Annotated in this window: 15 protein-coding genes; 5 read left to right on the forward strand and 10 right to left on the reverse strand. The window is 32.1% G+C overall.

From position 1 onward, the window contains the following. Nucleotides 1–174: 174 nt before the first annotated feature. On the forward strand, nucleotides 175–1,143 hold the full coding sequence (gene trxB, locus Q0975_RS20125; protein ID WP_299439991.1) for a thioredoxin-disulfide reductase: 969 nt from the start codon (nucleotides 175–177) through the stop codon (nucleotides 1,141–1,143). Nucleotides 1,144–1,228: 85 nt separating this feature from the next. On the opposite strand, the gene Q0975_RS20130 is transcribed toward trxB, so the two are convergent. The 8 genes from Q0975_RS20130 to Q0975_RS20165 all read right to left on the reverse strand — a co-directional run bounded on the left by Q0975_RS20130 (nucleotide 1,229) and on the right by Q0975_RS20165 (nucleotide 8,694). Beyond that, nucleotides 1,229–2,089 carry a DUF2807 domain-containing protein gene (locus tag Q0975_RS20130; RefSeq protein ID WP_299439993.1) on the reverse strand — a complete coding sequence of 287 codons (861 nt, stop codon included), beginning with the start codon at nucleotides 2,087–2,089 and terminating at the stop codon, nucleotides 1,229–1,231. Between the two features lie 254 nt (nucleotides 2,090–2,343). Beyond that, the gene (locus Q0975_RS20135; RefSeq protein WP_299439995.1) at nucleotides 2,344–3,570 is read right to left on the reverse strand and encodes a serine hydrolase domain-containing protein; all 1,227 of its coding nucleotides are present in this window, start codon (nucleotides 3,568–3,570) and stop codon (nucleotides 2,344–2,346) included. A gap of 126 nt (nucleotides 3,571–3,696) precedes the next feature. Further along, nucleotides 3,697–4,482 carry a DUF4440 domain-containing protein gene (locus Q0975_RS20140; RefSeq protein ID WP_299439997.1) on the reverse strand — a complete coding sequence of 262 codons (786 nt, stop codon included), beginning with the start codon at nucleotides 4,480–4,482 and terminating at the stop codon, nucleotides 3,697–3,699. A gap of 231 nt (nucleotides 4,483–4,713) precedes the next feature. After that, complete coding sequence (locus tag Q0975_RS20145; protein ID WP_299439998.1) at nucleotides 4,714–5,433, reverse strand: head GIN domain-containing protein; 720 nt, start codon at nucleotides 5,431–5,433, stop codon at nucleotides 4,714–4,716. 45 nt (nucleotides 5,434–5,478) lie between these two features. Then, complete coding sequence (locus Q0975_RS20150) at nucleotides 5,479–7,299, reverse strand: PspC domain-containing protein (protein WP_299440000.1); 1,821 nt, start codon at nucleotides 7,297–7,299, stop codon at nucleotides 5,479–5,481. Continuing rightward, entirely contained in the window at nucleotides 7,296–7,637 is a 342-nt protein-coding gene (locus Q0975_RS20155; protein WP_118457539.1) for a PadR family transcriptional regulator, read from the reverse strand. The genes Q0975_RS20150 and Q0975_RS20155 overlap by 4 nt, the downstream gene beginning before the upstream one ends. Before the next feature lie 64 nt (nucleotides 7,638–7,701). After that, on the reverse strand, nucleotides 7,702–8,235 hold the full coding sequence (locus Q0975_RS20160; protein WP_299440002.1) for a hypothetical protein: 534 nt from the start codon (nucleotides 8,233–8,235) through the stop codon (nucleotides 7,702–7,704). 6 nt (nucleotides 8,236–8,241) lie between these two features. Next, nucleotides 8,242–8,694 (reverse strand): DUF4870 domain-containing protein, encoded by a 453-nt coding sequence (locus Q0975_RS20165; RefSeq protein ID WP_299440004.1) that lies wholly within the window; start codon nucleotides 8,692–8,694, stop codon nucleotides 8,242–8,244. Nucleotides 8,695–8,848: 154 nt separating this feature from the next. Here Q0975_RS20165 and Q0975_RS20170 point away from each other — a divergent pair, with 154 nt between their 5' ends. The 3 genes from Q0975_RS20170 to Q0975_RS20180 all read left to right on the forward strand — a co-directional run bounded on the left by Q0975_RS20170 (nucleotide 8,849) and on the right by Q0975_RS20180 (nucleotide 10,562). After that, entirely contained in the window at nucleotides 8,849–9,304 is a 456-nt protein-coding gene (locus Q0975_RS20170) for a DUF4442 domain-containing protein (protein WP_299440006.1), read from the forward strand. 125 nt (nucleotides 9,305–9,429) lie between these two features. Then, nucleotides 9,430–10,230 carry a TIGR00266 family protein gene (locus tag Q0975_RS20175; protein ID WP_299440008.1) on the forward strand — a complete coding sequence of 267 codons (801 nt, stop codon included), beginning with the start codon at nucleotides 9,430–9,432 and terminating at the stop codon, nucleotides 10,228–10,230. A 134-nt stretch (nucleotides 10,231–10,364) separates the two neighbouring features. Continuing rightward, nucleotides 10,365–10,562, forward strand: coding sequence for a hypothetical protein (locus Q0975_RS20180; RefSeq protein ID WP_027392192.1), 198 nt, complete (start codon nucleotides 10,365–10,367; stop codon nucleotides 10,560–10,562). A 17-nt stretch (nucleotides 10,563–10,579) separates the two neighbouring features. Here the strand turns inward: Q0975_RS20180 and Q0975_RS20185 are convergent, their stop codons facing one another. After that, on the reverse strand, nucleotides 10,580–11,530 hold the full coding sequence (locus Q0975_RS20185) for a LysR substrate-binding domain-containing protein (protein ID WP_299440010.1): 951 nt from the start codon (nucleotides 11,528–11,530) through the stop codon (nucleotides 10,580–10,582). Between the two features lie 162 nt (nucleotides 11,531–11,692). Here Q0975_RS20185 and Q0975_RS20190 point away from each other — a divergent pair, with 162 nt between their 5' ends. After that, complete coding sequence (locus Q0975_RS20190) at nucleotides 11,693–11,995, forward strand: hypothetical protein (protein WP_299440012.1); 303 nt, start codon at nucleotides 11,693–11,695, stop codon at nucleotides 11,993–11,995. 80 nt (nucleotides 11,996–12,075) lie between these two features. On the opposite strand, the gene Q0975_RS20195 is transcribed toward Q0975_RS20190, so the two are convergent. Then, a complete protein-coding gene (locus Q0975_RS20195) occupies nucleotides 12,076–12,495 on the reverse strand; it encodes a DUF2141 domain-containing protein (RefSeq protein WP_299440013.1) in 420 nt (139 codons plus the stop codon). Nucleotides 12,496–12,726: the final 231 nt, after the last annotated feature.

Below are 12,726 nucleotides of genomic sequence, written 5' to 3' on the forward strand. Positions count from 1 at the left end.
AAGGTTTCGCACAGTTTTAATTGATTTGTTTACAAATATATAGGGGTTATCGTTTATTGTATTTCATTTTAGTATTTATTTAAGATGTCTATAAGTGTATAACAATTCTTAATAACTTTAATGTAAGGTTTCTCTTCAAATTGCTACTTTTACATCAGTTAAAACGAAAAGATTATGTCAGATACTATAGAAAGAATAAAATGCCTTATCATAGGTTCAGGACCTGCGGGATATACTGCAGCAATATATGCAGCAAGAGCAGACCTTAAACCTATTATGTATACAGGTATGGAACCAGGAGGACAGTTAACCACAACTACAGAGGTGGATAATTTTCCGGGATATCCTGAAGGAATAGATGGTCCAACAATGATGGTACAATTGCAGCAACAAGCGGAACGTTTTGGTACGGAAGTTCGTATTGGGATGGTCACTTCTGTAGAATTTAGTACAGAAAAAGGAGGGATCCATAAGGTAACTGTAGATAATACTAAAGAGATTGAAGCAGAATCCGTGATTATTTCAACAGGTGCTACCGCTAAATATTTAGGATTACCAAGTGAGCAGAAATTGCGTGGTGGTGGAGTTTCTGCCTGTGCGGTTTGTGATGGATTCTTTTATAAAGGTCAGGACGTAGCAATCGTTGGAGCTGGAGATACAGCAGCAGAAGAGGCTACATACTTATCTAATATCTGTTCTAGTGTTACCATGCTAGTGCGTAAAGATCATATGAGAGCTTCTAAAGCAATGCAACATCGTGTGAATAACACGCCTAATCTTAAAGTATTATATAATACAGAAGTAGATGAGGTTCTAGGAGATCAGGTAGTAGAAGGTTTACGTATGGTAAATAACCAGACTAAGGAGAAATCTGAGATTTCTATTACTGGTTTATTTATTGCGATAGGACATAAGCCTAACACTGACATTTTTAAAGGTCAGATTGATATGGATGATACTGGATACATTATTACTGAAGGTAAATCTACCAAAACAAATATTCCTGGTGTATTTGCATCAGGTGATGTTCAGGATAAAGAATATAGACAAGCGGTTACTGCAGCTGGTACTGGTTGTATGGCAGCATTAGACGCAGAAAGATATCTTGCTACTGTAGAAACTAGTGAAGAAGTTTCTGCTTAATACATTTAGTAAATAGAAATTATTATTAGACCTGTTAGATTTTAAATCTAACAGGTCTTTTTTATTCCTAAATAAGGTTTTCTTTTCAATTTAATTTAAGTCTGCTAGGACTATAATCTATCTTTTTCTTGTACAACGTAGCTTCATTGGAGAACATCGTCATATTAATTTTAGGTTCTCCAAGTAAATAGATTTCAGTTTTATCTTTAGCTTCAATAGTAATTTCTTCATTTGTTAGTACATAACAGTCACTGGAACCTTCGGCGATGATTGATGTTTTTGTTGAAGTTAATTTTTCTCCATAAAAATCAGTATCACCATCCGCTCTAACCAACATTGATTTAACATTTCCTTCTAGTTTTGCATACCCTTTTTGATATAAATCTATTTTTAAACTATCCGCGGTTATGATTCCTTTTAATTCTGAATTTTCATTTACCTGATAAAAAGCTTCTTCTGAGTCTGTATGTAATTCGAGAGTTGATTTTCCGTTAGATATTCCTGTTACTTTACCTGTGTCTATAGATAAAAATACTTCTGAATTATCATTGGCTTCAATTCTTAATTCTGAGGATTTAATAGAAGATAATGATTTAAGATCTATCTTGTCATACGTACTTATTTTTTTTAATTCTGAAGCACATGAGATCTTTATATTTAAGGCTTTGGCGCGCCGAAAAAATTTAGTTCCTCTTATTTTTAAAATACTATCCTGTATTTCTACTTCAATAAACTCCTGGAGATTACTATCTGCTTCAATCTTTATAATATGATCACTGTCTTCATCTATTGAGACTTCGAAGTTGTCATATAATTCAATAGTATGAAAAGCGTCTACGATTTTTTCTTCAGTCATGACAATTTTATTGCCTTTGATCTTTTCTTTCTGAGCATATATGTTTCCTAAAAAGAAAATAGAAAATAGTGATAACAGAAGTGTTCTCATTTGTATGTGGTTTTATTTTTTAAACACTGTTTTTTGTGTTTAAGTATATCTGGTTGTTAAATTTATTTATAAAAAGACTGATTTTAGAAAAAATCGTTACATACCTTTAGTTTTCAAAATGTATACCAAAAAGTATAGCCTCTTAAAAAAAAGAGGCTACTTTCTTCACCATTAGCAAAGAGCGGTTAAGTAAAAAAATGGTGAGGTATTATTGTTATTTCACTTTCTTAGCTTCTTTAGTAACTGATCTATTTTTAAAATAATCCTCTGACTCGATTATATAAATTATGCCATTTATATTTTGCTTTTTCACTAAACGTGTTTTTTGGATTATTGATTAGAATATCATCACCTAAGCTGACTAATGTTCTGTAAATCCAAATATGATTGACTTTATTTAATTTTGATGAACCTGTATTTCCGATAAAAATATAGCCTAGTTTGTTAACTGGGTCAAACCACATCATTGTATTGATACAATTATCACCACCATTTAGACCTGTTAATTGATAGGTTATTCCGTATTGATTTCTGTCGATCATCCAAAATAAACCACTATTGTCTACTTCTTGATTAGTTACCGAAGAGTTTAGCGTTGGATTTAACATTATTTCATAAGAATGATTAGATAATATTTTATGGTCCTTTGAAAGTATGGCCCGACAGTATGTAGTTAAATCTTTGATATTGGTCATGATATCTCGAGCAGGATATAATTGTACACCACTGGTTTTAAATTCAACAATTGTAGAGTTTTTTTTAGGAACATAGTACTTAGATAGATTACTACTATCTGATTCTTTTTCGAACCAATTTGTGTTTTCCATATGTAGAGGATCGAAGATGTATTTATGTGTAAAATCTGAAAATGACATTTCTGATGTATATTCTATAATATACGCTGCTAATCCAGCTCCAATATTCGAATAGTTCCAATTTTCACCAGGTTTGTGATTTGTAAAACTTACCATTCCATAATTACCATTAACGAAATAATTTTTAATAAACCTATCTAATGATTTATCCTTTTCTAGTTCATTTATGTAGAGAGATTCAACAACTTTTTCATTATAATCCATGGAAGAGGTATGAGTTGCTAAATGTTTTATGGTTATTGGATGATTAGGAAATTTCGGATTTACAACCTCGAATGGAAGATATTTGTTAATTGGATCGTCAATATTTAATAATCCCAACTCCTGAGCTTTTAGTAATGATACACCAATAGTCGTTTTTGAAATAGAGGCAATATATTGAATAGTGTTTGTTGTATAAGGAATATTGTTCTTTATATCAGCATAACCAAAACCATTAGAATATATAACACTATCAGTATTGAAGACGGACACTGCAAAACCCGCCATTTTTTTTTTATTGTAGAAAGCTTGTAATTTGCCATCAATATTATTCATAGTAGCATTCACTTCATCCTTTGTCTCATTAAGAATGAAAACAATAAACCCAATACACAATATTATCAATGTCAGAAAAGTATTTTTCGTATATTTTTTTATTTTTCTGTTTATTTTCCTCTTTATTACCATAATATTAGTGTCAAGTAATTTGTATTCTTGGCTTAACTAGGTATTTGCATTTTGGCAATGTATTTATTTCACTTTCTTAGCTTCTTCAGCAATTTGTCCATTTTCACGAACGATCATTTTAGATATAACTCCTTTTTCACCTTTAGTAAATTCGAAGGTTAACGGACTTTGTTTATGAAAAAATAAAGTTTCGGTTTGAGGATAAATAAAAGCCTGCATTTTGCCAGCATTTATTTCTAAATGGTTGTCTTTTTTGGTGACAACAACTGTTCCTGTTTGTGGTGCCTGATAGGTACCTATATATAGATTTAGAGTTTCATCTGATAATGAAATTTCTTTTTTATCTGTATTCTGTGGAGCGGGCTTATGATCGTAACTTAATACTCGGGTCATTTTCCATTGTTCATTTTTATGTTGCCAAACATGAGTGAATTTTGCAATCTCGGCAAGCCTTTCTTTTTTACCATTTTCGGAGACATAAAAAACGTGTTCTCCAGTAATGATGGCTCCATAATTATTAAGAGGATATACGGCTACACTTCCTTTTACGACCTCGCGGCGTACTCTTGGATTTTCTGGATTACACAATCCATTTTCTACGCTAGACATCATTTTAGTAAGCCCAGCGGTTAGACCTCCTTTGTCATGATAAAACTCAAAATCTTCTACAAAGAATGTTCTGAATTTATTAATGTCACAGCTATTATAGGATTTCCAGAATTCAGTATCTAAAGTAAGGATGGTCGTTGTAAGATCTTTTAGGGCTCCTGATTGTTGCGCATGCGCACTATATCCTAAAGACAATGTAATGCATAAGGATACCATTAAAACATGAAGTTTTGATGTCATTTTTTTATTTTTTGATTTGCCTTGATCAGACAGATTGATGAATATTGATATGATTGATAACCCATCTATAGCATAAGATGGTGGCAATAAATAGAGGGTAATTAATACATAAGAACCTCCCGAAAAGCATAATATCTAAATAATTTGTCTGTCAACAATGGGAGCTTTTCAGGTGGTTCTATTTTTGGTTGGTAGTGGTTGGTTGAATTTATTGGTTAGGTGTATGGTTGATTAGTTTCTTCTTACGTTTCCTCCAGAATTATCATCTTCGGATACTTTTTGAGGATCTCCGTAGTATACTACATCTGCTCCACTGGTTGCTTTTCCGGTAAATTGATCTTTTGCATGAATTTTTATATGTGATCCACTGGTTGCTTTTGCTACTGAGACAAGACTTAAAAGCTCATCAGCTCTTATATTCGCTCCACTTGTTGCATTGGCTTTATGGTTATTCACTTTTCCTGATAAATTCATAATAGCACCACTGGTTACTGATGTAGTAAGTGATTCTGCTTTTACTTTAAGTTTTATATTAGCACCACTTGTAGCACTAATTGCAAGGTCCTTTTGAACAACTGCTCCTTGAGAGGTAACTCTGGAACCGCTTGTGGCAGATATTTTTCCTAATTTATTGTATGAAACATAGACTGTTTTTTCATCAGCCTGATAAATATTTTTATCAGCAGTGATATAAAGTGTTTCTCCTTCTACATATACCTCTATATACTGATGAAGGTTTTCATTTGCTTCTATGATTACTTTTCTATCTTTTTTATTGGTTAGCACTACATCTAAGCCTCGACTTGATTTAATGGTTTCAAAGTTTTCATTAATGGTTTTTTCTTTTCGGATTACTTCTCCTTCACCTCGGATTCCGTCAAAAGCTATATTGCAAGAACAAGATAAAGCGGTAAGGAATAATGCTGCTGTAATTTTGATTAGTGTGCTCATAATATTGTTTATTGATTTGTTAAACTGTTCGTTTTTTGATTGATATTAATTATCGGTTTTGATTTTTATTCCGTTCTCGTCTATTTTTATATCTACTTCTTCACTCTTGATTTGTACTCCATCTTCATCGATTTTAAGATTCGCATCCTCATCATCAGAGTTGATTTTGATTTGCACTCCATCTTCATCAATTTTAAGATTTGTATTATCATCATCAGAGTTGATGTTAATTTTTACTCTGTCTGTATCATTATTTCCATTGTCTTCCCATTCATTGTATTGCCATTCATCTTTAGGACAATCCTCGCAGATAAATTTACCATCAATCAATTTTAGATATTTTTCTTCTTTACCATCTATGGTTAGATAATCATTGTATTTCCAAGAGTTGTTATATCCGGATGTATTATCATCAGCTAATATGGTCATTCCTTCTGGTATGGAAATTATGATTTCAATTTCCTGATCATTGTATTTGTTTGCGTAATCGGTGATTGCATATCCATTTAATAATAAGGAGTTACCTTTTACATCATACTCATACTTAATAGCAGCTGCTCTTTCTTTAGCTTCATCGTAACTACTTCCTTCAGCATTTTTTCTAACCATGATTTTAGGAATAGAATCTTCTTTATTTTCTTTGATGAATACTTCAATATCCTGAATTACGATTACCTTGTTATCGTTTTGATCTCTTTTTATTTTGAAATCATTTCTATGGTATAGATTTCTTACATATCTACTATTTCCAACCATTTTTATATTTAATGTGTCGCTAGATTGAAGATATAAGTTTCTAGAATCTTCTATTACTTCAGCATCATATGCTTCTTGAGTAGCCTGACGGATACCTACAATTGCTAGTCCTAATATTGATATGATCCAAACGGCAAGCAATGCTAGCTTAGCTGGAGTACCTATTGATTTTAGATTATTTATGACAATTTTTAAACCTAAAATGAATAAAAAGAAAAATGGAATACCTACAGCAAACATTGTAAGTAAGGATACTAGCCATAATGGTACATTAGGATGATTAACAACATCTATATATTCAGTAAATGGAGTTTCTATAAATCCGAAAGTACCGACAGTGAATAAACTAATAAATAGGCTAATTAAAGTGATTCCTGATACAATAATAAGTAAGACTCCTATAAATTTTACAAATATCTTCAATACCACTAATAACACATCTCCAAGTGCATCGAAAAAACTAGTAGAACCACTTTTTACTTTATCACTGTATTTTTGATAATCTACATCTTTTACCTTATCCGCAACATCATTAAATCCTTCCTTGATTTTTTTTTCGATGTTGCTAATGTTTACAGCTTCGCCTTTCATTGCTAAATAGTCCGCTGTACTTTTTGCTTCCGGTACAAAAATCCAAAATGCGATATAGATAAGGATAAATGCTCCACTAGAAAATACCGTAAAAAGAATCCATGCAATTCTTAACCAAATAGGATCTATTCCAAGATAATGGCTTAATCCAGAACTTACACCTCCTACATAAGAATTAGAAGTATCTCTAAATAATTGTTTAGATTTTGGAGTTCCTTGATAAGAAGATTTTGGTTCGTCTTCAAAAATCTCTTCATCTAATCGATAATCTTCGGGTTGCCCCATAACTTCGATTACTTCATCTACTTCTTTTGTACCGATTACTTGTCTTTCGTCTTTTATTTTTTCACTGAAAAGCTCTGCTATTCGTGCTTCGATATCAGCGATAATTTCATCTCTACCTTGGGAGTCGGTAAATGAACGTTTTATCGCCTGAATATAGCGCTGCAGCTTTAAATAAGCGTCTTCATCGATGTGAAAAAATATGCCTGCTAAATTTATATTGACTGTTTTGTTCATTTTTGTTTCTTTTTTTGTTTAGTAACTATAGTTACCGCATTTTGTAATTCGTCCCAAGTGGTATTTAATTCTTTTAGAAAAAGTTTTCCTGTTTCCGTAAGTCCATAATATTTACGTGGTGGTCCTGATGTAGATTCTTCCCAGCGATAACTAAGCAATCCGGCATTCTTAAGCCTTGTTAATAAAGGATATATTGTGCCTTCTACAACTAGCATCTTTGCGTCTTTAAGGGTCCCTAAAATCTCTGCTACATAAGCGTCGTCATCCCTAAGAATTGAAAGTATGCAATATTCCAGAACACCTTTGCGCATTTGCGCTTTTGTGTTTTCGATCTTCATAAAACTGGTTTTTTAAAAAGTTAAACTGTTCATTTTTTGATTGATTGATGATTGATTGATGATGTTATTTAAATATATATTGATCCGAGAATACAACTCCAGCAATAAAGACGGATGATAAAAGATAATTGATTAGGTTAAATTTTAAATTGTATCCCTGTTCTTTTGATGTTTTAATTAATAATATTAGTAATGTAAAACCTACTAATAATGGTAGCATCCAATATCCAAGTCCAAGCCAAGCACTAATACGAGCTTCATCATTAGGATTAAAAATTGATATAATCATTGCTAATACTCTAGAGTAAAATGCAAAGAATAAAAATGGATACCAATACTTATTATTCGTTTTTTTGATGAAATAAAATATCACAAAAGCCTGAAGCATTGTAAATAGTGGTCCAGCAGCGCTAACCAATTGTTGGTGCCAAGCTGATTGGTATTCTCCTTCTAATAAGAATGCAGAATTAAGTGTCATTCCCATTTCGTATCCTAAGAGTTTCCCAGTGATGAAGTGAGCCAACTCGTGAAAAAAGAAGGAGGATACCACAGCTATGGCAGTAATTAGAATGTATTTTATGTTGATTGATGAGTTCATTCTAAATTACTTTATGAATCTGATTGTTAGCGGGTATCTATATAATTCTCCTTTATTTCCTTTTAATGCTGCGGTGATGATAAAAATGATTTCTAAAAAGAACCCCATTAATGCTAGTACACCTACAAATGAAGCACCTATTAATGTTCTGAATCCTCCATCGGTAGAAAAGTTAATATCTAGCCCATTGTGATTAAAAACATCGAATAAAGATGCATCACCAAGGATGTTGAACATAAAAAATGGAACAGATATCATTCCTAAAATTATCGTATAAAGCAGTACACTCAACTGAAAATTGATAGCTTCTTTACCGTGGTTATCTATAAACTCTGATTTATCCTTATTGGTAGTCCATAATAATATGGGAACTATAAAATTCCCAAATGGAATAAAGTATTTTGTAAATACCCCTAAGTGTATAAACGTTGCGATATTTTTGTGGTTGTTATTGGACATTTTTAAAAGTATATAATAGTTTCTTATACAAATATATGGCTAAAAGAAGGTATTATGCAAAACATAGTACCATATTTTAACATAAATTTATGATTTGATGTTATTTTGTATGTCCATACTTTTTCAATACTTTAGGGCAACTAAATATTATATTATGAAGATTACTCCTGGAAAGATCAACACCTTTACAATGTTCAAGTTACCTTCTGCGTGGCTTTGTGGGGTTCGTGTAAAACAAGTCAATGAATCTAGCTGTACAGTAAGTGTTAAGCACAGATGGATGAATCAAAACCCTTTTAATTCTATGTTTTGGGCAGTGCAAGGTATGGCTGCAGAAATGAGCACAGGAGCAATGGTATCCGGTCAAATTCATGAAAGTGGAAAGAAAATATCCATGTTGGTAGCAAATAACAATGCCACATTTACTAAAAAAGCAACAGGTAGAATTACGTTCGTATGTAATGATGGACATTTGATTAAAGAAGCCATTCAAAAAACTATTGAAACGGGAGAAGGGCAAACGGTCTGGATGAAATCTATAGGAACTAATAAAGAAGGCATTGAGGTTTCTACTTTTAATTTTGAATGGACTATTAAGTTAAAAAGTTAACAAGTTTTAGATTTTGGGAGCATTGAAAAATTTGGTTTACGAAAAATGAATATGTAACATTTTGAAAAAACTTATTACTTATATATTGAAATATTCATTAATCAATAAAAATAAATAGTAAAATCATGACAGCACACGAAATAGACTACACCATTTATGGGGAAGAAATGCAATATGTAGAAATAGAATTGGATCCTCAAGAAGGAGTAATAGCTGAGGCGGGAAGTTTTATGATGATGGATGATGGCATCAAGATGGATACCATTTTTGGAGATGGCTCTCAGAAAGATCAAGGGTTTATGGGAAAGGTTTTTGGAGCCGGAAAACGTTTACTTACTGGAGAGAGTTTATTTATGACAGCTTTTTATAACGAGGTTATTGGAAAAAAGAAAGTAAGTTTTGCTTCTCCATATCCTGGAAAAATTATTCCTATCGATTTAAGGGAATATGGAGGTAAGTTTGTTTGTCAGAAAGATGCTTTTCTTTGTGCAGCAAAGGGAGTATCTATCGGTATTGAGTTTTCCAAAAAATTGGGTAGAGGCTTGTTTGGAGGAGAAGGGTTTATCATGCAAAAACTAGAGGGAGATGGAATGGCATTTGTGCATGCAGGTGGAACCACCGCAAGAAAAGAATTAAAGCTTGGTGAGAAATTAAAGATAGATACTGGGTGTATAATAGGTTTCTCTAAGGGAGTTAATTATGATATTGAGTTTGTAGGAGGTATAAAAAATACCATTTTTGGAGGAGAAGGATTATTTTTTGCAAATCTAACAGGACCAGGAGTGGTGTATATACAATCTTTGCCTTTTAGTAGATTAGCAAATAGAGTTTTAGCATTGGCTCCTAGAGCAGGAGGTAAAAGTAGAGGAGAAGGTAGTATTTTAGGTGGTTTGGGAGATCTTTTGGATGGCGATAATAATTTTTAATAAAGTTAAATAAGGGTTAAAGAGTAATATTTTAGTTTTATTTGACTATATTAGACATAACAACTTTAAAAAACTGTAAGTATAATCCTACAACTACTTGTTTTAAACCTAACATTTTAAACCCCTATTAATTTATGGCGAGAGCAATGTTTGATTACACTAAAACTGTACTAAAAAAAGTTAGTTTTGATGTAAATCTATTTACAAAGGAAGTGATTAAAGCACTAAACAGATTACTCCCTCATGAGATTGAAGAATTAAAACTTTGGATTCAATCTTTAGCACTAAACAAACCAGAGTTAGAACCTTGTTTAATTTATTTAAAATCATAAAAAATAAAAGCGACTTTTTAGTCGCTTTTTATTTTTGGTAAAGGGCTGATAATTTGTACGTTCTGAAAAGTAATCGCTCCTTTTATGACTCCTGCAATTGTAGTGTGTAATGCTTCAATGATTTGCATTTTTAATTCACTTTTATGAAATATAAGACTTACTTCTCTAGCAGGAGAGGGTTCATTAAAATAATGTAAATTTCTTTTCTCTTTTTCATTGATATCCAACGTATGCAAATACGGTAATAAGGTCATTCCTAATCCTTCATTAGATAATTTAACCAAAGTTTCGAAACTTCCACTTTCTAATTGAAAATGATCATCATCATAGCTTTTTTGTGTTTTACATAGGTTTACGATTCCATCTCTAAAACAATGTCCATCTTCTAGTAATAGCATATCATCTATATCCAGATCTGAAATATCAATTTTACCTTTTTGATTTAGTCTATGACTTGGAGGGATATAACCAACAAAGGGTTCGTAATATAATACGCGTTCTTTTATATTTTCATTTTGCAAAGGAGTGGCAGCAATGGCGGCATCGAGATGTCCATCTTGCAAACGCTCGATAATAGCTTCGGTAGTAAGCTCTTCAATTTTTAGTTTTACTTTTGGATATTTCTTTATGAAATTATTTAAAAACATAGGTAGTAGGGTAGGCATTACCGTCGGAATAACTCCTAGTTTAAATTCACCACCTATAAAACCTTTTTGCTGATCTACTATATCTTGGATTCGTTCACTCTCATTAACAATATTTCTAGCTTGCTGTACCAATTTTCTGCCCACTTCAGTAAGTTCAATTGGTTTCTTACTACGATCAAAAATCAGGATATCTAACTCTTCCTCTAACTTTTGAATTTGCATACTCAGCGTAGGTTGCGTAACAAAAGTTTTTTCTGCTGCTTTTGTGAAGTTTTGATGCTCAGCAACCGCTAATACATATCGTAATTGTGTAATGGTCATGTTGTCATTTTTGGATACCAAAAATAGAAAAGCTATTGATAAAACTTATTAAGTATATGCTAAAAATTTATTTTTTCTATTGATTTTTTTTAAGAAAGTGTTAACCCCTCTTCTTTTAAGAACACTAAACAATAAAACTTATAATAATTAAAAATCAAAAAAATGAAAATAGTAAGTAAGTCTATTGTAGTATTGGGATTAAGTATGAGTGCTTTATTAATTTCTTGTTCGGAAGAAGATGTTATTGACGAATTAACTGGAGATTGTATTTCGTTTAGGGATGTAGAAGCATATAGTCAGGCTTTAGAAAATTTTAATAATGATCCGAGTAGAGAAAATTGTATAGCCTATACGCAAGCCGCGATCTCTTATTTAGAATCGTTGGATGGTTGTCCTTTTATTGATGATGCGGATTTGGAACAAGCGCTACAAGAAGCTAGTGATACTGATTGTGATGATTTATAATTTGGTATTATAATTATATAGAAAAGGGTTTTACTGATAAAGTAAAACCCTTTTTTTTGATTGATGAATATATTGCTTGGTTATAATCGTATTTCCATGTTTAAATTTTCCGTACCCACTTCGAATTTTGCATCACTCCACATTGGTGGTCCATAGCTCATATTATTATTGGATACTCCAAAACTTTCTTTTGGCATTCCGTTTTCTTCAAAATCCATTCTTTCATTATTATTAGCATCGTGTACACAAGAGATTCCATATTCTCCAGCTGGGATATCTGTAAATGTAATTTTAGCCACACCGTCTACAATTTCACCTTTTGCTGATTTAATAGGAGCTGCTTTCATAAAAGTTGCTTCGTTATACAATCCAAAGAGAACTGCTCCATCAGAACTAGATACATTTGGTACAGTTACAGTGATGGTAATCCCATTGGTATCTTGCGCTTGTGTTATAAAATTTACAGCTGTCATTGCTAAAAATAATACTAGAGTTTTCATAAGAGTTTAGTTTTTGATTTTTATTATTCTGTTTTGATGATTCAAAAATCTAAAAAACGTATGCGTTTTTATAAAGTATCTAACCCAATTGTAGAATTTGTGGGATGAAATGTGTTTTAGTAAGGGAGTATGTGAGTATGTGAGTATGTGAGTGTGTGAGTGTGTGAGTGTGTGAGTGTGTGAGTGTGTGAGTGTGTGAGTGTGTGAGTGTGTGAGTGTGTGAGTGTGTGA

Source organism: uncultured Aquimarina sp. (assembly GCF_947500065.1).
In the GTDB taxonomy this organism is placed as follows: domain Bacteria; phylum Bacteroidota; class Bacteroidia; order Flavobacteriales; family Flavobacteriaceae; genus Aquimarina.